Genomic DNA, 25,117 nt, shown 5'->3' with positions numbered 1-25,117 from the left:
TAGCCGCCGTTCAACCGACCCCGAGCGACTTCAGCTTGCGATGCAAGGCCGAGCGCTCCATCCCGATGAACTCGGCGGTTCGCGAGATATTGCCGGAAAAGCGGGCGATCTGGGCGATGAGATATTCGCGCTCGAAGATCTCACGCGCGTCGCGCAGCGGCAGGCTCATCAGCCGTTCGCCGCCCGAGCCGGACGGCGTCGTCGGCACCATGGCGCCGACCTCGGCCGGCAGCATCTCGACCGTGACATCCGCCGTCGGATCGCCCTTGGTCAGGATCATCAGTCGCTCGACATTGTTGCGCAGCTCGCGGACATTGCCGGGCCATTCATGCGACTGCAGCACGGCCATCGCGTCCGAGCCGATGCGCCGCTTCGGCAGCCCGGTCGCGACCGAGATCTGGTCCATGAAGAACTCGATCAATTCCGGTACGTCCTCGCGCCGCTCCGACAGCGCCGGCACCTTGACCGGCACGACGCTGAGGCGGTGATAGAGGTCCTCGCGGAACAGCCCTTCGCTGATCAGCTGCGCCAGGTCGCGGCTGGTCGAGGAAATGATCCGCACATCGACATGCACGCGCGTTGCGCCGCCGACACGCTGGAAATTCTGATCGACCAGCACGCGCAGGATGCGGTTTTGCGTCTCGCGCGGCATATCGCCGATCTCGTCGATATAGAGCGAGCCGCCATGGGCTTCCTCGAGCGCGCCGACGCGGCGCGTCCGGCCCTCTCCGCCCTCGACGCCGAACAGCTCCTCTTCCATCGTGTCGGGCGTGATCGTCGCCGCATTGATGACGATGAAGGGCGCCGAGGAGCGGCTCGACGCCTCGTGCAGCGTGCGGGCCGTCAATTCCTTGCCGCAGCCCGGCTCGCCGCTGATCAGCACGCGGGCATTGGTGGGTGCGACGCGTTCGATCGTCTGGCGCAACTGATTGACCACAGTCGAGCGGCCGACGATGCGGCTGGCCTGCACCGAGCCCTTCTTCAGCTCGCGGACCTCGCGCCTGAGGCGTGAAGCCTCCAGCGCCCGCTCGGCCACGAGCACGAGGCGGTCCGCCTTGAACGGCTTCTCGATGAAGTCATAGGCGCCACTCTTGATCGCAGAGACGGCCGTCTCGATGTTGCCATGGCCCGAGATCATCACCACCGCGAGGTCGGGATGGCTCTCCTTGATCAGTTCGAGCACCTGCAGACCGTCGAGCCGGCTGCCCTGCAGCCAGATGTCGAGGAAGACGAGGTTGGGCCGGCGCGCAGCGATCGCCGCCAGCGCCTCATCGGCGGAGCCCGCCTTGCGCGTGCGGTAGCCCTCATCCTCCAGCAGGCCGGCCACCAGCTCGCGAATATCGACTTCGTCATCAACGACCAGAATATCGGCGCTCATACGGCAATTCCATTTCGCTTGTCTCGGGCGTCAGACGCGCTCACGTCGCGGCCATTCGCAGTCTCGTTGTCCGGATCCTCAGTGGGGCCGGTTTCGGGGAACCAGAGCCGGACCCGCGCCCCGCGCCGCCCCTCCGCGGCGTCGGGTCGGTCTAGAAGCTCGATCCCGCCGCCATGGTCCTCGAGAATCTTGCCGACGATCGCCAGTCCCAGACCGGTGCCGCCCTCGCGCGTCGTCATATAGGGCTCCAGCAGCTTCTGGCGCTGGTCGGCGGGCAGGCCTTTGCCGTTGTCGATCACGTCGATGACGATCCGACCATCCTCATAGCGCGCGAACGCGACCTCGATCTGGCCGGGTCCACGCGTCTCCATCGGCACCGCCTCGATCGCCTCCGTCGCGTTCTTGATCACATTGGTCAGTGCCTGCGAGATCAATCGGCGGTCGAACTGGGCTAACACCGGCGCCGCCGGCAAGTTCTCCGAGATCGTCAGCTCTGGGTTGCCGACCCGCATCAGGAAGATGATCTGGCGCACCGTCTCGACGATGTCGTCGCGAGACAGCGACGGCTTGGGCATGCGGGCGAAAGAGGAGAATTCATCGACCATGCGCCGGATATCCTCGACCTGGCGGACGATGGTGGCGGTACACTGGTCGAAGATCTCCTTGTCCTCGACGATGACGCGACCGAACTTGCGACGGATGCGCTCGGCCGAGAGCTGGATCGGCGTCAGCGGGTTCTTGATTTCATGGGCGATACGGCGCGCGACATCGGCCCAGGCGGCCGTGCGCTGCGCCGAGACCAGATCGGTGATGTCGTCGAGCGTCACCACGAGCCCGGCGCCCGCCCCCTCGCCTTCGCGAACGGCGCGGACATTGACCATGCGGTCGCGCCCGGCTCGGGTGATCGCGACCTGGCCGGCGCTCTGCCGCTGACGGCCATGCAGCGCATCGCCGACGAAGGCGGCGATCTCGGGGGCGACCTGTGCGATCGGCTCGCCAAAGACCCGCCCGCCAGTGCCGAGCAGCCCCTCGGCGGAGCGATTGATGATGGTGATATGGCCGTCGCCATCGAGACCAACGACGCCCGAAGAGACGCCCGACAGAACCGTCTCGGTGAAGCGCCGTCGTCGGTCGATCACTTCGCTTGCGGTCACCAAGCCATCGCGCTGCCGGCGCAACTCCGCCGTCATCTTGTTGAAGGTCTCGCCGAGATGGGCAAGATCCCCCTCCGATCGTCGGATCGGCACCTGGACGTAGAAATTGCCGCTGGAGACCTGGTCGGTCGCATGGATCATCCGCCGGATCGGTGCGACGAGGCCGTTGGCGAAGCTGAGACCGAGCCAGATCGCCGAGAGCAGCAGGATCACCGCGATCAGCCCGTACATCGAGGCGAAGGCGATCTGCACGCCCTTTCGCCGGGCGTCGATGGCGAGATATTCGACCGCCGCTCCGCGCGCGACGGCGGGAAACTCGACCGCAAGCGGATCAACCTCGCGAGCGATGTAGAGAAACCCGTTGTCGTAGGTCGGCAGTTTGACGAGCGCGCCAAAGATCCGGTTGGTCTCGGGCACGACGCAGATCGGCTCCGGGGCTGATTGCGCATCGTCGAACGCAGCCTGGTCCGGCTTGGGTGCATCGCGCAGAATATCGATATTCGCCCGCACCAGCACCTTGTCGGGCGGGCTCATGATCGCCGCCACCGGCACGCCGAGAGCTGTCGCGCGCGCCGTCAGGAAGTTCTCGAACCATTTGCGGTCGACATCGAAGGCAGGCTTCGCGCGTGCCAGATCGTCAGCGAAGATCCGGATCTCGCGCCCGAGCGACTTGCACTGTCCCGCGGCATAGGCATCGGCGACCTCGACCGATTTGAAGATCGCGTCGCGCATCCGGTCGGAGAACCAGGGCTCCAGCCCGCGCTCGATGGTCACGGTCGCGATCACCGCGACCAGAATCGCAGGCAATGTCGCGATGATGCTGAAAAGACCGACGATTCTGACATGAAGGCCGGCCGCAGCGGCGCCGGCTCGCCGCGCCCGGATCAGTACCGCCGTCTCGAAAGCGACGATGACAAGCAGCAGCAGGATCAGCAGGGCGTTGAGGATGAAGACGCCGACGACCACCTCATGGACCGGGGCGATCGGCGTGACGCCTGACAGCACCAGGAAGGTGACGAGCGCCGAGACAAGTGCGAAAACGACGACGATTGCGCCGAGCCAGCCCGACACACGGCGTGGCGGATCCTCCCCACGCGGCATGATTCTGACATCGCTGATCGAGGCTGACACGGTTCTTCGACAACTCCGGTGCAGCAAGCGCGGACGGACGTCCAAGCTTGCGGGCGGCATAGATGCGCCGCCGCAACGGTGTTGTCAAAATGCGACATATGAAAGGCGGCGGGCCGGCCCCCGGCAGAAGCCTCAGAGCCGGATGATTTCAGTCGGGATCACCAAGTGATCCCGACTGAAATCTGAATCCGTCTCTCATCAAAGAGTTAGAGCAGGATCGATTGCGAAAAACCGGTTCCCACTTTTTCGCATCCTGCTCTAGCGCGGCGAGCGCACGACCTGCATGTCCAATTCGCGAATCTTCTTGCGCAGCGTGTTGCGATTCAGGCCGAGCAATTCGGCGGCGCGGATCTGATTGCCCCGCGTCGCGGCCAGGGCTGCAGCAATCAAAGGCGGCTCGACCTCGCGCAGAATGCGGTGATACAGGCCAGGCGGCGGGATATTATCGCCGAAGCCGCCGAAATACTGGTTGAGATGGCGCTCGACCGAGCCCGACAGCGTTTCGGCCCGCTCGGGCGCCGATCCGCCCGAAAAACTCGTCGTCGGCGAAGCCGGCTGGAGCTCCGCATCGACGATCGGCGCCGTGATGGTCTCCTGCGGATAGAGCGCCGCGAGCCTGCGGACGAGATTTTCGAGCTCGCGGACGTTGCCGGGCCAGCGATAGCGCCGCATCACGTCCATCGCTTCCGAATCGATCTGCTTGTGCGGCAGCCCCTCCTTCTCGACCAGCGCGAAGAAATGGCGCGCCAGATCCGGAATGTCCTCGACGCGCTCGCGCAAGGGCGGCAGGCGGATCGGCACCACATTGAGCCGGAAGAACAGATCCTCGCGGAACAACCCCTGCGCGATGGAGATGCGCAGATCCTTGTTGGTCGCGGCTACGATGCGGACATTGGTCTTGATCGGCGTCCGGCCGCCGACGGTGGTGTATTCGCCCTGCTGCAGCACGCGCAGCAGGCGCGTCTGAGCCTCCATCGGCATGTCCCCGATCTCGTCGAGGAAGAGCGTGCCGCCCTCGGCCTGCTCGAAGCGGCCCGACGAGCGCGTCAGCGCACCGGTGAAGGCGCCCTTCTCATGGCCGAACAGCTCGGATTCGATCAGGTCCTTCGGGATCGCGGCCATGTTGATCGCCACGAATGGACCGTTCTTGCGCTTGCCGTAATCGTGCAGCGCCCGCGCGACCAGCTCCTTGCCGGTGCCGGACTCGCCGTTGATCATCACGGTGAGATCGATCGGCATCAACCGGGCAAGCGCGCGGTAGACGTCCTGCATCGCCGGCGAGCGGCCGATCAGGGGAATATCGTCAGGCTCGGCCGCATTGGCCCTGCCACCATCGCCGCGCGGCCGCGACAGGGCGCGGCCGACGATGGCGACGAGCTCCTTCAGGTCGAAGGGCTTGGGCAGATACTCGTAGGCGCCGCGCTCGGAGGCCTTGATCGCCGTCATGAAGGTATTCTGCGCGCTCATCACGATGATCGGCAGCTCGGGGCGCACCCGCTTGATGCGCGGCAACAGGTCGAAGGCGTTGCCGTCGGGCATCACCACATCGGTGATGATGAGGTCGCCGAGGCCCTGCGCGGCCCAGGTCCAGAGCGTCGCCGCCTGGCCCGTGGTCCGCACCTCATATCCGGCCCGGGCAAGGGCTTGATTGAGGACGGTGCGGATCGCGGCGTCGTCGTCCGCGACGAGAATGTTACCGGTCGGCATTCACTGTGGTCCTGTAGGCCTTAAACTGTCTGCCGCGCCCGGGGCTGGTGCAGAGGCAGCAGAATTCGAAACGTCGTACGGCGAGGAACGGATTCGCATTCGACGATTCCGCCGTGATCGCCGATCACCTTGGCAACGAGTGCAAGTCCAAGGCCACTGCCTTGCGCCTTGGTGGTGACGAAGGGATCGAACAGGTGCGGCAGCAGGTCCGAGGGCACGCCCGGCCCATTGTCGCGGATGCCGATCTCGAGCGGCAGGGCGATCCGGCCCGGCGAGCCGGCGAGCTGCATACGGATGCCTGGCCGGTAAGCGGTCGTCAGTGTGATCTCGCCATCGATCGATTGCATTCCAATGGCTTCGGCCGCGTTCTTCATCAAATTCAGCAAGACCTGAACGAGCTGGTCGCGATTGCCGGCGACCGGCGGCAACGACGGATCGTAGACCTCGTTGAAGCGGATGTGGCGCGCAAAGCCCGATTGCGCCAGTCGTTTCACATGGTCGAGCACGTCATGCACATTGACGGCATCGCGCTCGCTCGGGCGCTCGTCGCCGAAGAGTTCGACCCGTTCCACGAGCTTCACGATCCGGTCGGTCTCGTCGCAGATCAACTGCGTCAGCATGCGGTCGCTGTCGGGGACCGAGGCCTCAAGCAGCTGCGCCGCACCGCGAATGCCCGATAGCGGGTTCTTGATCTCATGGGCCAGCATGGCCCCCAGCGCTGTGATCGAACGCGCAGCTCCTCTATGGGTCAGCTGCCTGTCCATTTTTTCAGCAATTGTCCGTTCTTGCAGCATAAGCACGACGGCATCGCTCTGGCTGGACAAAGGAGAGGCAAAGACATCGACCACGCGATCGACGCCGAGACGGGGAGAGCCGAGGTCAAGCCGATATTCGCTGACGCTCGCGCCGCGCCGCTGCACCTCCTCCACCAGCGCCAGCACCGGCGAGCCAAAGGCGATCAGATCGTCGATGCGCTGCCGCTTCAACACGACGGCGCTGGACTGGAAGAAGTCCTCGGCGGCCGTGTTGGCGTAGAGGATACCATGGCCCTCGCCGATCACGACGACCGGCATCGGCAGCACGTTGAGGGCCTGCATCTCGATCGGATCGAGCAGGAAATCATCCCTGCCCCGTCCGCCGCCATCAAAAAACGCCATCGCCATACGCAACACCTTTCCGTCAGGCCGCAGCGCGGCTGAGCTCCGGAGAAAACAGTCGCGTCAATGCGCCGAGCACCAGATGCGGATCGTCAGAAGTCAGGAGCGTGCGCCGCTGTTCGGGATCGGGCATGCCGCCGCTCGCCACGGCCTCATCGGCATAGGCCGCCAGATGCTTGCGGGCATGGCGCACACCATGGGCGATGCCCATCAGGCTGAGCAGCCCCTCATAGTGGTCGCGCGCGATGGCGAATTTCTGGCCAAGGCCGAGCTGTGGGGACGCCCGCCCGGCAAGCGCAGCGCCGATCTCGCCGACCAGCCATGGTCTGCCGAGTGCGGCGCGGCCGACCATCACGAAATCTGCACCCGATTGGGCAAGGCAATTGCGCGCATCATCCTCGTCATGGATGTCGCCATTGGCGACGAGCGGAAAATCTCCCTGCTCGCGCACGGCCCGGATCGCGCCCCAATCGGCGACGCCCTTGTAGAATTGCTGCCGGGTCCGGCCATGCACCGTGATCATCGACGCGCCCGAGGCGACGGCGCGGCGCGCCAGTTCCGGCGCGTTGCGCGAGGCCTCATCCCAGCCCAATCGCATCTTGACGGTGACAGGCACGCTCACGGCCTTCACCGCGGCTTCGACGAGCCCGATCGCATGGTTGAGATCGCGCATCAGCGCCGAGCCTGCCCAGCCACCTGTGACCTTCTTGGCCGGGCAGCCCATGTTGATGTCGACGATCGCCGCGCCATTGGCTTCGGCCAGCCGTGCCGCCTCGCCTAGCCAATGCGGATCACAGCCGGCAAGCTGGACGACATGGGGCGAGACGCCGGCTCCCTCGGCGCGGATGCGCGCCTCCTCGCTGCCCCTGACGAACTCGTCGGAAGCAACCATCTCGGAGACGACGAGGCCTGCACCATGGCGCGCTGCGATCCGACGCATCACGATGTCGGTGACACCCGACATCGGCGCCAGGAAAGCGCGCGAAACGGGAGCGACGTCCGGCAGGATCGCTACGTCGGCGCTCGAATTTGAGGCAACTTCCATTATGCATATTTATTGGACATTGCTGCGAGAGCGCAAGAGGCCTCGGAACATATTGCAGTGCATCATCGCCGCACCCCTGCCGCATGGCTTGCCGAGCGTCTCGCCTGCGGACTTGGCGATCGCACGCCGTGCCACTATCACCCAATCCCTGCTGGACTATTGCCCCTGCTGGACCATTGCCCGTGCTCACAGAAACAAGCAGCCGCCGCGCAGCCATCGCTGCCCTGATCGTCGCCGCCGGGCGCGGGCTGCGCGCCGGCGGAGACCTGCCCAAGCAATATCGCGCCCTCGCGGGCCGGCCAGTTCTTGCGCAGGCCCTGACGCCTTTTTTAGCTGACGCTGCGATCGATCATGTCATGGTCGTCATCGGGCCAGGCGACAACGCACGCTATGCCCACGCCGTCGCCGACCTGCCGACAGGGAAGCTGCTCTCGCCGGCGCAAGGCGGCGCAACGCGGCAGGATTCCGTGCGCCTGGGCCTGCAAGCACTTGCCGCCACCGGCTTCGACGGCATCGTGCTGGTTCATGACGCCGCCCGCCCTTTCGTCACCGCTGCGCTTATGCGCCGCACGGTCGACGCGCTCCAAAGCGAGATCGCCGCCATCCCCGCTTTACCGGTGACGGACACGATCAAGCGCCTCGGTAGCGATGGTCGCGTCGCCGAGACACCGCCCCGTGATACGCTCGTCAGCGTGCAAACGCCTCAGGGGTTCCACTTCAAGGCCTTGCTCGCGGCTCATGAAGCCGCAGTCGCTGCCGGCCTGTCGGGCTTCACCGACGATGCGGCTTTGATGGAATGGGCCGGGCATCCTGTGAAAACCTTTCCCGGAGACCCAGCCAACGTGAAGCTCACCCATCCGCAGGACTTCGATCGCTCCCAGGGCGCGCCGCTTCATGTGCGCGTTGCGACCGGCTATGACGTCCACGCCTTCGGCGATGGCGACCATGTCTGGCTCGGCGGCACCCGCATCGCGCATGATCGCGGCGTGGTGGCGCATTCCGATGGCGATGTCGCCCTGCATGCCTTGACGGATGCGCTTCTCGGCGCGCTGACTGAGGGCGATATCGGCACGCATTTCCCGCCCAGCGACCCGCAATGGAAGGACGCGGCCTCCGCGCAGTTCCTGGCCTTCGCGGCAGAGCGCGTCAGGCAGCGCGGCGGGCGCATCGACTTCCTTGATCTCACTATCGTCTGCGAGGCGCCCAAGATCGGCCCGCATCGCGAAGCGATCCGTGCTGCGATCGCCGCCGCTGCCGCGATCCGCATCGATCAGGTCGCCATCAAGGCGACCACCTCCGAGCGGATGGGCTTCACCGGGCGCGGAGAAGGCCTGGCTGCCCTTGCGACCGCCACAATCCGCTTGCCGGAACCGGAGTAAAGCCATGTTCGATGCCGAGATCACCGAGCTGGCAACCGAGGTGCTGGATGCCTGCCGCAAGGCTGGGCTCACCGTCGCGACCGTCGAATCCTGCACCGGCGGCCTCATCGCCGGCGCGCTGACCGCGATCCCCGGTTCTTCCGATGTCGTCAATGGTGGGCTGGTGACCTATTCCAACGCGGCCAAGAGCGCGCTCGCTGGCGTGCCGGCCGAACTGATCGAAGCCCATGGCGCGGTCAGCGAGCCGGTTGCGCGCGCCATGGCCGAGGGCGGCTGGATGCGGCTTGCCGCCAACCTTGCCATCGCCGTCACGGGCGTGGCCGGGCCCGGCGGCGGCAGCGCGGAAAAGCCCGTGGGGCTGGTGCATTTCGCTTGTGCCGGAGGCCACGCGACCGTTCATCGCGAACAGCGCTTCGGGCCTCTGTCACGCGACGAGGTTCGCCGTCTGACGGTCGTCACCGCGCTTGAGATACTGCGTGAAGCCGCGCGCGACGCGGTCTGACGCGATCGTCAGGCCTGCTCAATCCGAGAGCTTGCGCCAGATTGCACTGACGATATCGGCGTAGTCGTCGCGCCAAGGCCGAGCCGTATCGGGACCGTCCTGCCTGATCCAGGCCTTGTCGCCGGCAAGCGGGCCGACATCCACCTGTTGGCGCGCAACGATAGCGACCTGAGGCGAACTCTTCATTTGCACAGCCAGCTCGTTTGTCTGCTGTGGTTCGCGGATCCAGGTCGTCAGCCCCTGCCCGCGCGCCGTTGCCGTTACCACAGGGCCCAGCTCCATGTTGCGATTGGAGATGTGGAACAGCACGGCGCCGTTTGGCTTCAGCTTGGTGATGTACAGCGCAAGCGCCTCCCGCGTCAGCAAATGAAGCGGGATGGCATCCGAGGAAAAGGCATCGACCACGAGCAAGTCGAGCGAACCATTCGGAGCGTCTGCGAGAGTGAGCCGCGCATCGCCCAGGACAAAGGCAGTCGCCGGCGCGCAGGCGTTGAAGAAACTGAAGCGCGTGGGGTCGGTCGCGATCCGCACGACATGGGGATCGATCTCGTAAAAATTCCAGTCTTCTCCGGAGCGTATCTGGCAGGCGAGAGACCCAGTTCCCACCCCGATCACCGAAACCTTGGCGAGCGTCCCGCCGCGCGCCTGACGCACGGAGTCAATTCCGTCCGCAATGGCGCCGCCGCTGAAATAATATGTCAGGGGCTCAGGCCTGCCGACGGCCATGGTTCCATCCGGCTCACGCAGCTTCTGTGCCCCATGCATCGTGCTTCCGTGGAACAGCATGCGGAAGCGGCCGTCATCGCTGTCTACGATGCGATTCACGCCGAAGAAGGACCGCACCGAGTCGGTGCGCTGCTGCTCGCGCAGCACGATCCCGACAAAGCCTAGTGAGACGAGCGCAGCGATTGCGCCGCGCATCCAGCCGGACAGCTTGATTGCCGTAAAGCCGGGCCGGCAGAGCAGGCCGGCGACGAGCAGCACTGGATATTCGATGACGGAGTTGAAAATGATCGGCGCCAGCAGCCCACTGAACAGCCCGCCGAGCACGCCGCCAATCGACATCCAGAGATAGAACTGCGTGAGATTGGCTGGATCTGGCCGGAGTTTCGCCAATTCCCCATGCGCCACCATCGCCGTCAGGAAAAACAGGCCGAGATGCAATGCGAGGTAGAACCACCAACCGAAATCCGGCTTGAACGCGATCAACACGACAAATGCCGCCACCAGAGCGAGTTGGGCATTGAGCATCCAGGCATGAGGCAGGATCGGCTTGCGCTGGAAAACGATGACGAAAGTCAGTAGAAAGAGCGCGAGCGGCACCACCCAGAGCAGCGGAGCTGCAGCGACATCAGTCGAAACATGCGCCGTCACAGCAACGAGCAGCCCGGACGGCACGAAGGCCAGCGCGACCCAGGCCAGTTTCTCCTGCATGGCAATCACCGTTTGCGGCAGCTTTGTTTGGATGCCTGTGGTCCCGGGGACGGACTGACCGAGACCCAAACCCGCGCAGGCTGCGATACCGGCGAGCAATAGCCCAAATCCCCAAGTCCATAACGTAGCCTGACCGGACAAGGCCAAGAAGGGTTCGATCGCAAAGGGATAGGCGATCAGCGCAAGGAAACTGCCGACATTCGAGGCTGCGTAGAGAAAATACGGATCTTTCGCATGAGCGTGTCCCGTGCGGGCAAACCAGGCCTGCAGGAGCGGGCCATTGGCCGAGACGGCGAAGAAAGGCAGGCCAACGGACATGCCGAACAACGCAACGAGCCAGGGAATCTCGCCATCCGGGGGCGGCCGATCGAAGCCCGCTGCGATGCCGATCGGCAACGCGATCAGCAGCACGACAATCATGAGGCTGATGTGGATCAGCGCCGCGTGACGGATGGCGAAGCGACTGACGAGCCAATGCGCATAGCCATAGCCGGCAAGCAGCACGGCCTGGAAGAAGACCATAGCCACAGACCAGACCCCCGGGGAGCCACCAAGTCGCGGCAGCACCATCTTGGCGAACATCGGCTGGATGCCGAAGAGCAGAAAGGCCGAGAGGAAGATCGTACCGAGGTAGATCGGCAGGGTCGTCGCCAGGCGCCGAGCTTCAACTTGGCTCCCGGCCTGCGTCTGCGGCGCGTCCATCATGGTTCCCCTCAGAAATATAGGGCAACAATGACGCAAACTGTTTAAGGCCCGGTGATCGCAGCCGCGGCCGTGCCGCGCCCATAGACGACGTCGGCCCGGCGTTCGAAAGCTTCCGCGAACTTGCGGAAGGCCTTGTCGAACATCGCGCCCATCAGCAGGCCGAGCATGCGGCTGGCGAATTCGTAGGAGATGAAGAAGCCGATCTCGCAGCCGCCCTGGCTTGGCTTGAAGGTCCAGCGGTTCTCCAGATAACGGAACGGCCCGTCGACATATTCGACCAGGATCTTGAGATTGGCCGGGTCGAGCGTCACCCTGCTAGTGAAGGTTTCGCGGATCGCCTTATAGCCGACGCTCATATCGGCGAGCAGAACCTCGCCGCCGCCCTCGCGCGGCGTCCGCTTGCGCACTGTCAGCCCCTCACAGAGCGGCAGGAACTCCGGATACTTTTCGACATCGGCGACGAGCGCGAACATCTGCTCGGGCGAATGCCTCACCCGGCGGGCGTTGTTGAACATCGGCATGACGGTCTGGGCGTCCTCAGCCGAGCTTCGCGGAGCGCGCGGCGCGCAACTTGGCGAAATCCTCGCCGGCATGATGCGAGGAGCGCGTCAGCGGCGTCGAGGACACCATCAGGAAGCCCTTCACATAGGCGATCGCCTCGAACCCCTTGAACTCCTCGGGCGTGACGAAGCGGATCACCGCATGGTGCTTGCGCGACGGCGCGAGGTACTGGCCGATGGTGATGAAATCGACATCGGCCGAGCGCAGATCGTCCATCAGCTGGAGGATCTCGTTCCGCTCCTCGCCCAGGCCGACCATGATGCCGGATTTGGTGAAGATCGTCGGGTCGAGCTCCTTCACCCGCTGGAGCAGGCGCAGTGAATGGAAATAGCGCGCGCCGGGCCGCACGGTCAGGTATTTGCCGGGCACCGTCTCGAGATTGTGGTTGAAGACATCGGGTTTGGCCGCGACGACGACCTCCAGCGCGCCGGGCTTGCGCAGGAAGTCCGGCGTCAGGATTTCGATCGTCGTACCCGGCGAAGCCTCGCGGATCGCGCGGATGACGCGGGCGAAATGCTCGGCGCCGCCATCCTTGAGATCGTCGCGGTCGACCGAAGTGATGACGACATGCTCCAGCCCGAGCTTGGCGACGGCCTGCGCCACTTTATGCGGCTCATCCTGGTCGAGAGGCTGCGGCACGCCGGTCTTGACGTTGCAGAAAGCGCAGGCCCGCGTGCAGGTGTCGCCCATGATCATGAAGGTGGCGTGCTTCTTCTCCCAGCACTCGCCGATATTGGGGCAGCCCGCCTCCTCGCAGACCGTGACGAGCTTGTTCTCCTTGACGATCTTCTGGGTCTCAGCCCATTTCGGCGAGCCCGGCGCCTTGACCCTGATCCAGTCCGGCTTGCGCAGGATCGGATTCTCGGGCCGCTTCTGCTTCTCGGGATGGCGCAGTTCCGCGGCCGGCGCCGGGGCTTCAGCCTTGGGATTGCCGATATTGGGTCGCGGATCGCGGTTCAGCAGATCGAGAACGAGCGCCATGCTCAAAAACTTCCATATATGTGGCAGACCGGGGCCAGCGCCCCCGCCTGCCCTCTAGCTAATCCGCCTTGAGGCGGACGACAACAGGAGCCGATGTCGCGTCAGGCAACAGGCTTGCGGAAGGCGTTCCAGACCACGATGACGATGACTGCGCCCGCGATCGCAGCGACCAGGGTGCGAACGAAGCCGAAGATCGGGATATCGAGCAATTCCGCCAGCCGGCTGCCAAGGAAAGAGCCTGCGACGCCAACCAGCATATTGGTCAGGATGCCATGGTTGGAAGACGTGATGCGCTCCGCGATCCAGCCGGCAAGAAGACCGATAAAGATCGTCGCGAAGAAGCCGTAGCCCGGCTGCGCCGACATGGCGGCATTGATGGAGTCCATCGTCCTTGATCTTTCAGCTCATTGTGAAACAGGGAGGAAACGGAACCAGCCTAGGTTGGTAGAGCATTTCTGCGTTTCTCCGAATCGCAGAAATGCTCTACCTCCTTGTTTTATCGCATTTTCTTCACGCGAACCGGTGCCCACTTCGCTCGAAAAAGCTCTAGGTGCAGTCACGCGATAAAGCGCGCCAGAAGAACCACAAGAATTGCGCCCAATACAGCCATCGCCATCTCGTCGAGAAAACCATGGCCGGTGCGCACACGCCAGCCGGTCAACCGCACAAGCCCCTGCCCGACCAGCATGCCGAGCACGCCGACGACGGCGTGGCGGACCAGCCCGCCACCGCCCACGATCAGACTGGCGACGAACCCCGTCACGGTGCCCAACGCGATCGTCGGTGCCAGCACGCGCCAATCCACCGGCAAACCGCGACCTGGCGGCAGAATCTCGACCTTGTCGTCGGGGACGATCCGTTCGGGATCACGGGGTTTGCGGCTGCGTGCGGTCATCGCTGCGATAGGCCGTCCCGTGTCGAGCGGATTGCGGAATCGAGCCTGATATCAGGCGATCAGCCGGGCCAGCAGGACCACGACGATCGCGCCGATCGTCGCCGTGATGATCTGCGAGACGAGCGGATTGCCGATGCCGAGATTGATGCCCAGAGCCGAGAGCAGGAAACTGCCGACAAAGGCGCCGATCAAGCCGGTGATGATGTAGCGGATCAGCCCGCCACCGCCCACGACGATGCTGGCGAGCCAGCCCGCGACAAGACCGATGACGATGGCGACGATGATCGAACGCGTGTCCATGACGAGTTCCCTGCCCCTACCGGTCCGTTATTGGCCGGCGTCTCCACAAAATGCGTGAACGCGCGCTTCGATCTTCGGTTCGGTCAGGCGTTCAGCACTTTCCCATAGGCGTCGAGCACGCTCTCCTTCATCGTCTCCGAGATCGTCGGATGCGGGAAGATGCTGTGCATCAATTCTTCCTCGGTGGTCTCGAGGTTCATGGCCACAACGAAGCCCTGGATCAGTTCGGTCACTTCAGCGCCGACCATATGGGCGCCGAGGAGCTTGCCGGTCTTGGCGTCGAAGATCGTCTTGACCAGTCCGCTATCCTCGCCCAGCGCCACCGCCTTGCCGTTGGCGACGAAGGGGAAGCGCCCGACCTTGAGCTCGTAGCCGGCTGCCTTCGCCTTGGCTTCGGTCAGGCCGACGCTGGCGATCTGCGGATGGCAATAGGTGCAGCCCGGGATCATCAGCTTGTCCATCGCATGCGGATGCAGCCCCTTGATCGCCTCGACGCAAATCACCGCCTCATGCTCGGCCTTATGCGCCAGCATCGGCGGCCCGGCGACATCGCCGATCGCGTAGACGCCCTTCACATTGGTGCGGCAGAAATCATCGATGACGATGCAGCCGCGATCGGTCTTCACGCCGAGTGCTTCCAGGCCCAGATTCTCGATATTGCCGACGACGCCGACGGCCGAGATCATCCGATCTGCGGTGATGGTCTGCTTGCCGCCCTTCTCGTCCTCGATATGGGCCGTGACACTGTCGGCGCCCTTCTCGACCTTGGTGACCTTGGCCCCGGTCAGGATCTTCATGCCCTGCTTCTCGAAGGCTTTGCGCGCGAAGGCGCCGATCTCGGCATCTTCGATCGGCACGACCTGGGGCATCACCTCGACGACCGTGACCTCGACGCCCATCGTCCGGTAGAACGAGGCGAATTCGATGCCGATCGCGCCCGAGCCCATCACGAGCAGCGATTTCGGCATTTTCGCCGGCACCATCGACTCGAAATAGGTCCAGATCAGCTTGCCGTCGGGCTCGATGCCGGGCAGAGCGCGTGGCCGCGCGCCGGTCGCGATGACGATATGGTCGGCAGTGTAGGTGCCCTCGCCCTTGGCCCCCTTGGGCGGCGGCACCTGCGGCTGCATGGCAGGCTTCTTCGTCGGCGCGACCGCGATCGTGCCGGGCTTGGTGAGCTTTGCCTCACCCCAGATCACATCGACCTTGTTCTTCTTCATCAGGAACTGGACGCCGTTGTTCATCCGCGCCGCAATGCCGCGCGAACGCGCCACCACGGCAGCGAGATCGGCCGTGAACGTGCCTTCCAGCTTCAGCCCGTAATCCTTGGCGTGCTGGCCGTAATGCAGGATCTCGGCTGAGCGCAGCAGCGCCTTGGTCGGGATGCAGCCCCAGTTCGAGCAGATACCGGCAAGATGCTCGCGCTCGACGATCGCCGTCTTGAAGCCGAGCTGCGCCGCACGGATGGCGGCGACATAGCCGCCGGGGCCGGAGCCGATGATGATGACGTCGTAGTCAGCCATGGTCAGGCTCCCATCAAACCAGCATCGCCATGGGCTTCTCGATATAGCCCTTGAACGCCTGCATCAGTTCGGCCCCGAGCGCGCCATCGACGGCGCGGTGGTCGGTCGAGAGCGTCACCGACATCACGGTCGCGACCGCGAGCTGTCCGCCCTTGACGACAGCGCGCTGCTCGCCGGCGCCGACCGCCAGGATCGTCGCATGCGGCGGATTGACGATCGCGGCGAAGTCCTTGACGCCGAACATGCCGAGGTTCGAGACCGCCGTGGTGCCGCCCTGATACTCCTCGGGCTTCAGCTTGCGGTTCTTGGCGCGGGCTGCCAGGTCTTTCATCTCGTTGGAGATCTGCGAGAGCGTCTTGTGGCAGGCGTCCCTGATCACCGGCGTGATCAGACCGCCCGGGATCGAGACCGCGACGCCGACATCGGCATGCTTGTGCTTGAGCATGGTGTTCTCGGTCCAGCTCACATTAGCCTCTGGCACCGCGCGCAGCGAAAGCGCCAATGCCTTGATCACGAGGTCGTTGACCGAGAGCTTGTAGGCCGGCTTGCCGTCCTTCTCGGGCGCGGCGGCATTGAGTTCCGCACGCAGCTTGAGCAGCGCGTCGAGCTCGCAATCGATCGTCAGATAGAAATGCGGGATCGTCTGCTTGGATTCGAGCAGGCGGCGCGCAATCGTCTTGCGCATGCCGTCATGCGGCACTTCCTCGTAGGAACCCGGCGCGAACAGCTTCTTGACCGCCTCGTCGGACATGCCGGCGGCGAGCGGCGCTGCAGCCGGCTTGGGCGCGGCCGCGGGAGCAGCGGACGGCGCGGCCTTGGCGGCTCCGCCGGCCTTCGCAGCCTCGATGTCCTTCTCGACGATGCGGCCATGCGGGCCCGAGCCCTGAATCTTTCCGAGGTCGAGGCCCGCTTCCTTGGCCAGACGCTTGGCGAGCGGCGAGGCGAAGGCGCGCTCGCCGCTGGCCGAGGCCACAGGAGCGGCAGCCTTGGGAGCAGCTTCAGCCTTGGGAGCCTCGCTCGCGACGGCTGGGGCGGGCGCCGCCGCCTTGGGCGCAGCCTCGGCCTTGGGAGCCTCGGCCTTGGCCGGAGCGGCAGCCGCCTTCACATCCTCTCCCTCGGCAGCGATCACGCCGATGATCTCGTTAACGGCGACATCGGCCGTGCCGTCCGGCACCAGGATCTTGGCCAGGATGCCTTCATCGACGGCCTCGACCTCCATGGTCGCCTTGTCGGTCTCGATCTCGGCGATGATGTCGCCGGACTTGATCGTGTCGCCTTCCTTCTTCAGCCATTTGGCGAGATTGCCCTTCTCCATGGTGGGAGAGAGCGCGGGCATCAGGATGTTGGTTGGCATCGGTCAGCCCCTTCTCAGCGGTAGCAAACGGCTTTGGCCGCAGCGACGACCTCGCCGATATTCGGCAAGGCGAGCTTCTCGAGGTTCGCCGCGTAAGGCATCGGCACGTCCTTGCCGGTGACGCGGGCGACCGGCGCGTCGAGATAGTCGAACGCCGCCTCCATGATGCGCATGCCGATCTCGGCGGTGACGCCCGACTGCGGGAACCCCTCCTCGACCGCGACGCAGCGATTGGTCTTCTGCACGGAGGCGATGACCGTCTCGATGTCCATCGGCCGGATCGTGCGCAGATCGATGACTTCGGCCTCGATGCCCTCCTTGGCGAGCGCTTCGGCCGCACCCAGCGCGTAGGTCATGCCTATGCCGAAGGAGACGATCGTGACGTCCGTGCCCGGACGCACGATCTTGGCCTTGCCGATGGGGACCAGGAAATCATCGCTCTTGGGAACCTCGAAGGTCCGGCCGTAGAGGATCTCGTTCTCGAGGAAGATGACCGGGTTCGGATCGCGAATGGCGCTCTTGAGCAGGCCCTTGGCATCCGAGGCGCTGTAGGGAACGACGACCTTCAGGCCCGGCACATTGGAATACCAGGCGGCGTAGTCGTGGCTGTGCTGCGCGCCGACGCGCGCCGCAGCGCCGTTGGGGCCGCGGAAGACGATCGGACAACCCATCTGGCCGCCCGACATGTAGAGCGTCTTGGCGGCGGAGTTGATGATATGGTCGATCGCCTGCATGGCGAAGTTGAAGGTCATGAACTCGACGATCGGCTTCAGGCCGGTCAGCGCCGCGCCAACGCCGATACCGGCGAAGCCGTGCTCGGTGATCGGCGTATCGATGACGCGCTTGGCGCCGAATTCCTGCAGCAGCCCCTGGGTGACCTTGTAAGCGCCCTGATATTCCGCGACCTCCTCGCCCATGACGAAGACATCACCGTCGCGGCGCATTTCCTCGGCCATGGCGTCGCGCAAGGCTTCGCGCACCGTGATGGTCGCGACCTCGGCGCCTGCCGGAAATTCGGAGGACGCGTCATAGGACTTCGCCTGAGCCGGGACGCTTGGCGGCGCGGAGGCTGCTGGCGTGGGCTCGGCCTTGGCTTCCGGCTCGGCCGGCTTCTCAGCCGGCTTGGCGGCTGCCGGCTTGCTCGCCGCGCTGACATCCTCGCCCTCGGCCGCAATCACGCCGATCGGCGTGTTGACCGCGACATTGTCGGTGCCGTCGGCGATCAGGATCTTGGCCAGGATGCCTTCATCGACGGCCTCGACCTCCATGGTCGCCTTGTCGGTCTCGATCTCGGCGATAATGTCGCCGGCCTTGACCGTATCGCCTTCGGCTTTCAGCCATTTGGAGAGCTTGCCCTGCTCCATCGTCGGCGAAAGAGCAGGCATGAGAATGTCGATCGGCATGAACGCACCCGGATTTCTGAAAGACGCGGGGATTGGGATTAAGGCCGCAAGGCCTGCGGAAGCGGGCGCGCCGCTCAGGCGCGCGCCGTCTCCAGCGTGATGTCGGTCCAGAGCTCAGAGACATCGGGCTCGGGATCGTGCGTCGCGAATTCCGCCGCGTCGTTGACGATCTCGCGGACTTTGGCGTCGATCGCCTTGAGCTCGTCCTCGCTCACCTTGAAGTCGCGGGTCAGACGGCCCCTCACCTGCTCGATCGGATCGTGCTCCTCGCGCATGCGCTGGACCTCGTCCTTGGAGCGGTACTTCGCCGGGTCGGACATCGAATGACCGCGATAGCGATAGGTCTGCATTTCCAGGATATAGGGCCCCTGGCCGGAGCGGGCGTGCTCGATGGCGCGCTCGGCGGCGGCGCGCACGGCGCGCACATCCATGCCGTCGACCTGCTCGCCGGGGATGCCGAAGGAGAGGCCGCGCCGCGAGAAATCGGTCTGCGCCGAGGCGCGGCTGACCGAGGTGCCCATGGCGTAACGGTTGTTCTCGATCACATACACGACCGGCAGCTTCCAGAGCTGGGCCATGTTGAAGCTCTCATAGACCTGGCCCTGATTGGCCGCACCGTCACCGAAATAGGCGAACGAGACCCGCCCGTCATTGCGATACCAGTTGGCGAATCCCAGGCCGGTGCCGAGCGAGACCTGCGCGCCGACGATGCCGTGCCCGCCATAAAAGTTCTTCTCGCGGGAGAACATATGCATCGAGCCGCCCTTGCCGCGGGAATAGCCGCCCTGGCGCCCGGTCAACTCCGCCATCACGCCGCGCGATTCCATGCCGCATGCCAGCATATGGCCGTGGTCGCGATAGCCGGTGATGACCTGATCGCCATCCTTGGAGGCCATCTGCATGCCGATGACGACGGCTTCCTGCCCGATATAGAGGTGGCAGAAGCCGCCGATCAGGCCCATGCCGTACATCTGGCCGGCCTTTTCCTCGAAGCGGCGGATCAGCAGCATCTCGCGATAGGCGTGAAGCTCCTCTGCCTTGTCGAAGGTCGGCATGTTGCTGAGCGCCTTGGACGCCCCCTTGTCGGCTCCAGTCTTGGCGGAGCCCGTCTTGGTCGCCGTCTTCGCGGCGGCCTTGGATTGAGCGGGAGCTTTTGTCTTACGCGCGGCAACGGCCATCAGCGGTCCTCCAGGGTCATTCGACCTTGGTTGTAGAGGATCGCAAAACCCTTGGCGAGAGAGCCATCTCGCACTGCAGCATTTGTTAAACCATTGTAATTGCAGCACTTTCCATAATTAACTGGAATCCAGTTAATCGGTGTGCCGGGGACTATTTGCCGGCATCCGCGGCGCTCAACGCCCCATCAGGATGACGTCATTCTTGTGAATGCGACCAAGCGTGTTGCGCGCCATCTCTTCGAGCAGGTCGCGATCGACCGCCTCGTCACGCACCAGCGACAGGCGCTGTTCCCAGCTCTTGCGCTCGACGGTCAGGGCGGCGAGCTCGGTCTCCATCTCGCGCAACGTTCCCTGCAAGGTGTCGCGCGCTTCCAGCCCACGCGTGCCATGCTGGGCGTGGAACAGGAAATAGCTCACCACCGCGCCCGAGACGAGGTAGAGCGCGAGCGTGACGAGGACGGATCTGACACCGCGACGAATAACCATTCCGGCAGGCTAGGCCGGGTTGGTTTCCGGCGGGTTAACGCGAAGGCCGCACGAGCCGGGCGACGCCATCGGGCGCAGGAGCCTCGCCATGCGAGACGGCTGCCAGATCGGCCTCGACGCGCCGAGCGATCGGCAGCCTGAAATGCAAGGGGTCCCAGTAATTCTCGTCGACCTCAGTCACTGCCGAGCCATGCGCATAATCGACGATGGTCGCGCCCTGGCGCGCCGCGAGCCCACGCAAGGCGGCCTTGCAAGCGCTGTAGCGCTGCGCCGCGACAGAGCCTTCGCGCGGCTGCGCGGCGACATGCGTCGGCGGCAGCACGATCAGCTTCGAGGTCTCGGCGGGAAACGAGGACAAGGCCTGGTCGAGCCAGGCCAGGGCCGGAAAGCGCCAGCCCAGACGCTCGGCTTCACTGACGGGCGCAGGCGGCGACAGCGGCGTCAAATCCGGCGCAAAACCGTGATTGTCGGCATAAAGATGGCTTCGCGCCCGCGCCAGATCATAGCTGGCCTCGGGTGGCGTGAAGACCTCATAGCCGTCTCCACGGATACGCGCAGGCAGGTAACCGAGCCTGTGCGCGAGCAACCGCGCCGAGATCTCGAGCGTCGTCAGGTTCAGCTGCCTCAGTGCGTCGGCCCAGCTTGCGCCATCATAGAGCCAGGGCGGAAACGGTCGTGGCGTCAGGCGTTTGGCCGGCGTGGTCGCGTCGCCTTCGCACCAGGTCAGGTCGAGCCCCCAGATCACGGCTTTCGGCGCAGCAACGGTGCGCGCAAACAGGTCAGCCATTTGCACCTGCTCCCAGGGCGTGGCTGCATTCATCGCGAGATTGGCGAAGCGCCCGCCGATCGAGCGCGATAGAATCGCAGGATCGAGCAAGCGCATCGTCGAGGTGCCGAAGACCCCCGAATCGAACGCACCCGAGCGCACGAGCTGCGGATACATATAGCGCTGGTTGAGATCCATGAGCGGCCGCGCCGGCACGCCGGCCCGCACCCGCAACCCAAACGGATCGAGCGCCACGACGAATCCGAACAACACCCCGCCCAGCACGAGCGCCGAAACCAGAAACGCCATCGTCCAGGCCAGCCAGACCTGGCGTCGCGCTCCAGGCGCAGCAGCCATCGTCGGATCAATCCCGAACGGCATCGAGACCGGCGGCTCCTGCTGCGGCGGACCTGGGCAAAACGAACATCGCGAACCTCCGGCGCGCTTCTGCCACAGAAGCGGCCTTACGAACAATGTTGACCCGCGCGCGACGCCTGCCTATGTCAGCGCACCGGTGAGGGCGGGTAGCTCAGTGGTAGAGCACGTGACTTTTAATCATGTGGTCGAGGGTTCGATCCCCTCCCCGCTCACCAGCACCTTCAGCAACGTTGTGATTGAAGGCGCAAACGGCCTCCCGCTCGGGCGCTGGGAAACAGGTTTCCAAGGTTGAGAATCTCGCGGAACCCGCGCTAACGCCTCGTGGTATGAGGGTTTCTGCGCTTCTATCCACTGAGCCAAGCCGGGAAAATTGACACGCAACGCCGAATTCCACAGATTTACACACGCATGTCGTCGATTGGGGCGACACCTCGCTACAGCGGCGGGGAGATATAGCAGGAAGGGGCGACGATGATGACCATCAATTGCCGCGCAACTGCGGCGTGCCTGACGAGTCTGGCTCTGGCGGGATGCATGGGACAAACGATTCCGGCAGCGGAATCGATCACCAAGCCGACCATGGAGGCCTTCACGCAATTGAGCGCCTGGCGGCCTTGGCAACCCAAGGTGCAAGAGACCAAGGTGCAAGAGAGGCCCAAAGAGGAAGAGAGGCCGCAGCAGCCTCAGATCGCTCGCGTGGAAACGGTGCCGGCGACAGAGCCTCAGCCGATAACCACGCCATCGACCAAAATTCTGCAACCGAGCAAACCACAGCCCGTTCCAACACGCCTCGCCACACCAAGGCCAGTCGCGCCCCAGCCAAAGCTCATTCCAGCCTCGGCCACAGAGACCCCGGCACCCCTGCCGACCGCAGTGTCCTGCCAGACATTCGCGCAGCCCGGCCAGCGGGTGCGAATGGAGTGCAGCCCGCTCAACTGAGATTGCAGGGCCATCTGCTCCACAGGATGCTCGCCAAAGATGCTCGCCAAGAGCGCATAGTCTCCGCTGGCGCGGCTCAAATCACATATGACATAGGCGTTCTCGGCGGATCGGAATTGAGGCAAAATATGGGCAATCGAATCGCATCGGGATGATTTCGCGCCTGCAACACGCGGTTGCCGGCGCGCAGAAGCCGAATTCAGGCGCGTCTCCGCCAGGAAAAACAAATTCATCTGCCTGCGCCCTGAACAAATGCGCTGCCTGCGCGTTGCTCCTGCGTGCCGCTACTTGCGGTTACTGACAGGAGGCTCACATGTTCAAGCGTCGTATCGCTCTGACGTCCATCGGCTTCGCCATGCTCGCGGCGACCGCCATTGCGCAGACCAGTGCTCCGAGCCCGAGCGCGCCGTCGCCCTCCACTTCCGCGCCGGCCGCGTCCGACAGTAGCACTAAGGCTCCGGAGCAGAATCTCGCCGGCCAGGGGAAGTGGCGCGCCTCGAAATTGATCGGCGTCAATATCTACGGCCCCGATGACAAGAAGGTCGGGGGCGTAACGGAAGTACTGTTCGACAAGACCGGTAAGGTCGAGATGATTACCGTCGGCGTCGGCGGTTTCCTCGGCATCGGCTCCAAGGACGTCGCCATTCCTTTTGAGCAGGTAAGCTGGAGTGACCAGCCCATGGTCGCGGCGACACCCGCACCGGCCCCGAGCGGTGGCTCGGGCTCTGGAGCAGCCGGCGGCGGCATCGCCTCGGCACCGCCTGCGCCCAAGGCTCCGGCGATGTATCCCGACCATGGCAAGATCAAGCTGACCAAGGATCAGCTCAATGCTGCGCCGGCCGTCACCTATGCCGGTACCTGACCGAACCTAGGGACTGACCGGCATCGGGTTTTATCCTGCCTGATGATCAGGAAATAGCTGAGCAGGCCCGCCTTCCTCGGAGGGTGGGCCTGAAGGCTTGAGGCCCTTCAGGCATCATTATCATCAGCCAAGGCAGGCGCGACCAGAGGCGGGATCGCCTCCGGCAGATCGTCGGCGATCAGGCCCGGACCGAGCGCCTCGCCCGCCTTGCCGTGCAGCCAGACCGCCGCGCAGGCCGCCTCGAAAGCCAGCATGCCTTGCGCCAGCAATCCGGCGATGAGGCCGCCGAGCACATCGCCCGACCCTGCCGTCGCCAGCGCCCAGGAGCCGGTCGCGTTGATCGCCGTCCTGCCATCGGGATCGGCGATCACGGTATCGGGCCCCTTCAGCACGACGACCGCGCCCGAGGCAGCAGCGGCCAGCCTCGCCCGTTCCAGCTTTGATGCCTGCGCGACGATTCGCTCGTTATCGCCGAACAGGCGCGCGAACTCGCCTTCATGCGGCGTCAGCACGCAAGGCTTGAGCAGGCGAGACTTGAGCAGGCGAGACTTGCCGCGCTGGCGCAACCATCCCGGCCGCGAGGCGAGCAGCGTCAATGCATCGGCATCGAACACCGCCGGAATATCGGCGCGCAACACTGCCATCACGGCAGCCCTCGCCTCGGCATCGAGCCCCAGAGCCGGCCCGATCAGGACGGCGCCAAGACGCTGGTCGTCGAGCAGGGCCTGAAGCGTGGCCTCCGTCGCGATCGGCCTCTGCATCAAGGCGTCGGGCCCGCGCGCGGCATGAGCCGCCAGGGCTTCGGGACGGCAAGCAACCGTGACAAGGCCGGCGCCGATGCGCAGCGCCGCCCGCGCGCCGAGCCGTGGCGCGCCGACGCCTGCGAGCCCACCAGCCACGACGAGAACGGCGCCGCGGCGGTATTTATGGGTATCGCGTCGATGCCTCGGCCAGAGTTCGCGCCACAAGGCGGGGCCGTTGCGGAACATGGCAGGCCGCAATCCGCCCGCGCCGAAGACGGTCTCCGCACTCAGGCCGATCTGAGCGAGCGTGACGACCCCGCACAGCCCACGCCCGGGCTCGAGCAGATGGCCGGGCTTCAGCCGAAAGAAGGTCACGGTCTCGTCGGCCTGCACGACTGCCCCCTCGGCCCGGCCGCTATCGCCCGACAGCCCGCTGGGCACATCGACAGCGATCACCGGCCTGTCCGCCGTATTGGTTGCTGAGACGAGCCCGGCAATATCTCCGACCAGGGGCCGGTTGAGCCCTGCGCCATAAAGCGCGTCGACGATCAAGGCGTGATCGTGCGGCACGACGGTCGCGATCGGCGCGATCGCCCCGGTCCAGCGCGCGGCCATGGCAGCGGCATCGCCCGTCAGGGCCGAGCGTTCGCCGGCCAGCGCGACGGTGACGCCAAAGCCGCGCTCGCGCAGCAGGCGCGCCGCGACGAAGCCGTCGCCGCCATTGTTTCCCGGGCCGCAGAGAACAAGCACGCCGTCGCCGGGACGAGCGCGCCGGCTGACCGCATCGGCGACCGCCCGCCCTGCCCGCTCCATCAGCGCGAGACCCGGCGTGCCGGCCGCGATCGTTGCGCGATCGGCCGCAGCCATATCGGCCACGTTCAGCAGCGCCAGCCCGGTTTTGTCAGCTCTATCCACGAAGCCATCATCCAGAAGCCGCTCATCTCCGGCAAGCACGGAGTGGCGCAAAGGTGATTGCTCTTAAATTAAGCAAATGATCAATTTATGTGCTATTTTTTGCCCTATCATCAGGCGTCGGGAGGCTTTCTTCCACGTGGCGGGGGGCATACGCCGATGCTATGAGCAAGAAGAGCGGGTGTTTCGCTCGCCTGACGAGACGCTGGGGCCGTGACTGACGGAACCTTTGCTGTTCTCGGCG

22 protein-coding genes and 1 tRNA gene are annotated in these 25,117 nt (G+C 64.8%); 4 read left to right on the top strand and 19 right to left on the bottom strand.

Annotation, left to right across the window (positions count from 1 at the left end; all coding sequences use genetic code 11):
• Window positions 1-10: 10 nt before the first annotated feature.
• From ntrX to dusB, 5 genes are all read right to left on the bottom strand, one after another.
• Window positions 11-1,378, bottom strand: coding sequence for a nitrogen assimilation response regulator NtrX (ntrX, locus tag BHK69_RS19545; RefSeq protein WP_069691553.1), 1,368 nt, complete (start codon window positions 1,376-1,378; stop codon window positions 11-13).
• Window positions 1,375-3,723 (bottom strand): sensor histidine kinase NtrY-like, encoded by a 2,349-nt coding sequence (locus tag BHK69_RS19540; RefSeq protein WP_244548251.1) that lies wholly within the window; start codon window positions 3,721-3,723, stop codon window positions 1,375-1,377. Before BHK69_RS19540 ends, ntrX begins: the two co-directional genes overlap by 4 nt.
• Window positions 3,724-3,921: 198 nt before the next feature.
• Window positions 3,922-5,370, bottom strand: coding sequence for a nitrogen regulation protein NR(I) (ntrC, locus tag BHK69_RS19535; RefSeq protein WP_069691551.1), 1,449 nt, complete (start codon window positions 5,368-5,370; stop codon window positions 3,922-3,924).
• A gap of 20 nt (window positions 5,371-5,390) precedes the next feature.
• Entirely contained in the window at window positions 5,391-6,467 is a 1,077-nt protein-coding gene (locus BHK69_RS19530) for a two-component system sensor histidine kinase NtrB (RefSeq protein WP_069693808.1), read from the bottom strand.
• Between the two features lie 82 nt (window positions 6,468-6,549).
• Window positions 6,550-7,572, bottom strand: a complete 1,023-nt coding sequence (dusB, locus tag BHK69_RS19525) for a tRNA dihydrouridine synthase DusB (RefSeq protein ID WP_069691550.1) — start codon at window positions 7,570-7,572, stop codon at window positions 6,550-6,552.
• Between the two features lie 182 nt (window positions 7,573-7,754).
• Here dusB and BHK69_RS19520 point away from each other — a divergent pair, with 182 nt between their 5' ends.
• Both BHK69_RS19520 and BHK69_RS19515 read left to right on the top strand, forming a co-directional pair.
• Entirely contained in the window at window positions 7,755-8,951 is a 1,197-nt protein-coding gene (locus tag BHK69_RS19520; RefSeq protein ID WP_244548250.1) for a bifunctional 2-C-methyl-D-erythritol 4-phosphate cytidylyltransferase/2-C-methyl-D-erythritol 2,4-cyclodiphosphate synthase, read from the top strand.
• 4 nt (window positions 8,952-8,955) lie between these two features.
• Window positions 8,956-9,453 carry a CinA family protein gene (locus BHK69_RS19515; RefSeq protein ID WP_069691549.1) on the top strand — a complete coding sequence of 166 codons (498 nt, stop codon included), beginning with the start codon at window positions 8,956-8,958 and terminating at the stop codon, window positions 9,451-9,453.
• Between the two features lie 18 nt (window positions 9,454-9,471).
• Here the strand turns inward: BHK69_RS19515 and BHK69_RS19510 are convergent, their stop codons facing one another.
• The 12 genes from BHK69_RS19510 to BHK69_RS19455 all read right to left on the bottom strand — a co-directional run bounded on the left by BHK69_RS19510 (window position 9,472) and on the right by BHK69_RS19455 (window position 21,396).
• Window positions 9,472-11,589 (bottom strand): fused MFS/spermidine synthase, encoded by a 2,118-nt coding sequence (locus BHK69_RS19510; RefSeq protein ID WP_069693806.1) that lies wholly within the window; start codon window positions 11,587-11,589, stop codon window positions 9,472-9,474.
• A 44-nt stretch (window positions 11,590-11,633) separates the two neighbouring features.
• On the bottom strand, window positions 11,634-12,113 hold the full coding sequence (locus tag BHK69_RS19505) for a type II toxin-antitoxin system RatA family toxin (protein ID WP_069691548.1): 480 nt from the start codon (window positions 12,111-12,113) through the stop codon (window positions 11,634-11,636).
• 16 nt (window positions 12,114-12,129) lie between these two features.
• Window positions 12,130-13,134 carry a lipoyl synthase gene (gene lipA / locus BHK69_RS19500; protein WP_069691547.1) on the bottom strand — a complete coding sequence of 335 codons (1,005 nt, stop codon included), beginning with the start codon at window positions 13,132-13,134 and terminating at the stop codon, window positions 12,130-12,132.
• Window positions 13,135-13,235: 101 nt separating this feature from the next.
• Entirely contained in the window at window positions 13,236-13,520 is a 285-nt protein-coding gene (locus BHK69_RS19495; RefSeq protein ID WP_069691546.1) for a GlsB/YeaQ/YmgE family stress response membrane protein, read from the bottom strand.
• A gap of 170 nt (window positions 13,521-13,690) precedes the next feature.
• Window positions 13,691-14,029: a GlsB/YeaQ/YmgE family stress response membrane protein gene (locus tag BHK69_RS19490; RefSeq protein WP_083269559.1), complete on the bottom strand. Its 339-nt coding sequence runs from the start codon at window positions 14,027-14,029 to the stop codon at window positions 13,691-13,693.
• Window positions 14,030-14,080: 51 nt separating this feature from the next.
• Window positions 14,081-14,329, bottom strand: coding sequence for a GlsB/YeaQ/YmgE family stress response membrane protein (locus BHK69_RS19485; protein ID WP_069691545.1), 249 nt, complete (start codon window positions 14,327-14,329; stop codon window positions 14,081-14,083).
• A gap of 83 nt (window positions 14,330-14,412) precedes the next feature.
• On the bottom strand, window positions 14,413-15,852 hold the full coding sequence (lpdA, locus tag BHK69_RS19480; RefSeq protein ID WP_069691544.1) for a dihydrolipoyl dehydrogenase: 1,440 nt from the start codon (window positions 15,850-15,852) through the stop codon (window positions 14,413-14,415).
• A gap of 13 nt (window positions 15,853-15,865) precedes the next feature.
• On the bottom strand, window positions 15,866-17,206 hold the full coding sequence (locus BHK69_RS19475; RefSeq protein WP_069691543.1) for a pyruvate dehydrogenase complex dihydrolipoamide acetyltransferase: 1,341 nt from the start codon (window positions 17,204-17,206) through the stop codon (window positions 15,866-15,868).
• Between the two features lie 14 nt (window positions 17,207-17,220).
• Window positions 17,221-18,609, bottom strand: a complete 1,389-nt coding sequence (locus BHK69_RS19470) for a pyruvate dehydrogenase complex E1 component subunit beta (protein WP_069691542.1) — start codon at window positions 18,607-18,609, stop codon at window positions 17,221-17,223.
• Window positions 18,610-18,683: 74 nt separating this feature from the next.
• Window positions 18,684-19,664: a pyruvate dehydrogenase (acetyl-transferring) E1 component subunit alpha gene (pdhA, locus tag BHK69_RS19465; RefSeq protein WP_069693804.1), complete on the bottom strand. Its 981-nt coding sequence runs from the start codon at window positions 19,662-19,664 to the stop codon at window positions 18,684-18,686.
• A gap of 297 nt (window positions 19,665-19,961) precedes the next feature.
• Window positions 19,962-20,273 carry an FtsB family cell division protein gene (locus tag BHK69_RS19460; RefSeq protein WP_069691541.1) on the bottom strand — a complete coding sequence of 104 codons (312 nt, stop codon included), beginning with the start codon at window positions 20,271-20,273 and terminating at the stop codon, window positions 19,962-19,964.
• Window positions 20,274-20,307: 34 nt separating this feature from the next.
• Window positions 20,308-21,396, bottom strand: coding sequence for a hypothetical protein (locus BHK69_RS19455; RefSeq protein ID WP_069693803.1), 1,089 nt, complete (start codon window positions 21,394-21,396; stop codon window positions 20,308-20,310).
• 161 nt (window positions 21,397-21,557) lie between these two features.
• Here BHK69_RS19455 and BHK69_RS19450 point away from each other — a divergent pair.
• Window positions 21,558-21,632, top strand: a tRNA-Lys gene (locus tag BHK69_RS19450).
• Between the two features lie 507 nt (window positions 21,633-22,139).
• Here the strand turns inward: BHK69_RS19450 and BHK69_RS19445 are convergent.
• Entirely contained in the window at window positions 22,140-22,589 is a 450-nt protein-coding gene (locus BHK69_RS19445; protein WP_148663509.1) for a hypothetical protein, read from the bottom strand.
• Between the two features lie 80 nt (window positions 22,590-22,669).
• Here BHK69_RS19445 and BHK69_RS19440 point away from each other — a divergent pair, with 80 nt between their 5' ends.
• A complete protein-coding gene (locus tag BHK69_RS19440; RefSeq protein WP_069691539.1) occupies window positions 22,670-23,218 on the top strand; it encodes a PRC-barrel domain-containing protein in 549 nt (182 codons plus the stop codon).
• A 107-nt stretch (window positions 23,219-23,325) separates the two neighbouring features.
• Here the strand turns inward: BHK69_RS19440 and BHK69_RS19435 are convergent, their stop codons facing one another.
• Window positions 23,326-24,828 (bottom strand): NAD(P)H-hydrate dehydratase, encoded by a 1,503-nt coding sequence (locus tag BHK69_RS19435; RefSeq protein WP_083269872.1) that lies wholly within the window; start codon window positions 24,826-24,828, stop codon window positions 23,326-23,328.
• Window positions 24,829-25,117 lie beyond the last annotated feature (289 nt).

The sequence above is a fragment of the Bosea vaviloviae genome (assembly GCF_001741865.1).
Lineage (GTDB): Bacteria > Pseudomonadota > Alphaproteobacteria > Rhizobiales > Beijerinckiaceae > Allobosea > Allobosea vaviloviae.
This window is presented reverse-complemented; position numbering and strand designations above follow the sequence as displayed.

Excerpts from the sequence above, each read along its gene's own strand:
- dusB (WP_069691550.1), bottom strand. The coding sequence starts at position 7,572 with ATGGAAGTTGCCTCAAATTCGAGCGCCGACGTAGCGATCCTGCCGGAC.
- ntrX (WP_069691553.1), bottom strand. The coding sequence starts at position 1,378 with ATGAGCGCCGATATTCTGGTCGTTGATGACGAAGTCGATATTCGCGAG.
- BHK69_RS19445 (WP_148663509.1), bottom strand. The coding sequence starts at position 22,589 with ATGAATTTGTTTTTCCTGGCGGAGACGCGCCTGAATTCGGCTTCTGCG.
- ntrC (WP_069691551.1), bottom strand. The coding sequence starts at position 5,370 with ATGCCGACCGGTAACATTCTCGTCGCGGACGACGACGCCGCGATCCGC.
- pdhA (WP_069693804.1), bottom strand. The coding sequence starts at position 19,664 with ATGCCGACCTTCGACAAGGCAGAGGAGCTTCACGCCTATCGCGAGATG.
- lpdA (WP_069691544.1), bottom strand. The coding sequence starts at position 15,852 with ATGGCTGACTACGACGTCATCATCATCGGCTCCGGCCCCGGCGGCTAT.
- lipA (WP_069691547.1), bottom strand. The coding sequence starts at position 13,134 with ATGGCGCTCGTTCTCGATCTGCTGAACCGCGATCCGCGACCCAATATC.
- BHK69_RS19540 (WP_244548251.1), bottom strand. The coding sequence starts at position 3,723 with ATGCCGCCCGCAAGCTTGGACGTCCGTCCGCGCTTGCTGCACCGGAGT.
- BHK69_RS19495 (WP_069691546.1), bottom strand. The coding sequence starts at position 13,520 with ATGGACTCCATCAATGCCGCCATGTCGGCGCAGCCGGGCTACGGCTTC.
- BHK69_RS19435 (WP_083269872.1), bottom strand. The coding sequence starts at position 24,828 with ATGGCTGCGGCCGATCGCGCAACGATCGCGGCCGGCACGCCGGGTCTC.
- BHK69_RS19470 (WP_069691542.1), bottom strand. The coding sequence starts at position 18,609 with ATGCCGATCGACATTCTCATGCCTGCTCTTTCGCCGACGATGGAGCAG.
- BHK69_RS19530 (WP_069693808.1), bottom strand. The coding sequence starts at position 6,467 with ATGCAGGCCCTCAACGTGCTGCCGATGCCGGTCGTCGTGATCGGCGAG.
- BHK69_RS19515 (WP_069691549.1), top strand. The coding sequence starts at position 8,956 with ATGTTCGATGCCGAGATCACCGAGCTGGCAACCGAGGTGCTGGATGCC.
- BHK69_RS19485 (WP_069691545.1), bottom strand. The coding sequence starts at position 14,329 with ATGGACACGCGTTCGATCATCGTCGCCATCGTCATCGGTCTTGTCGCG.
- BHK69_RS19460 (WP_069691541.1), bottom strand. The coding sequence starts at position 20,273 with ATGGTTATTCGTCGCGGTGTCAGATCCGTCCTCGTCACGCTCGCGCTC.
- BHK69_RS19510 (WP_069693806.1), bottom strand. The coding sequence starts at position 11,589 with ATGGACGCGCCGCAGACGCAGGCCGGGAGCCAAGTTGAAGCTCGGCGC.
- BHK69_RS19475 (WP_069691543.1), bottom strand. The coding sequence starts at position 17,206 with ATGCCAACCAACATCCTGATGCCCGCGCTCTCTCCCACCATGGAGAAG.
- BHK69_RS19490 (WP_083269559.1), bottom strand. The coding sequence starts at position 14,029 with ATGACCGCACGCAGCCGCAAACCCCGTGATCCCGAACGGATCGTCCCC.
- BHK69_RS19455 (WP_069693803.1), bottom strand. The coding sequence starts at position 21,396 with ATGGCTGCTGCGCCTGGAGCGCGACGCCAGGTCTGGCTGGCCTGGACG.
- BHK69_RS19505 (WP_069691548.1), bottom strand. The coding sequence starts at position 12,113 with ATGCCGATGTTCAACAACGCCCGCCGGGTGAGGCATTCGCCCGAGCAG.
- BHK69_RS19440 (WP_069691539.1), top strand. The coding sequence starts at position 22,670 with ATGTTCAAGCGTCGTATCGCTCTGACGTCCATCGGCTTCGCCATGCTC.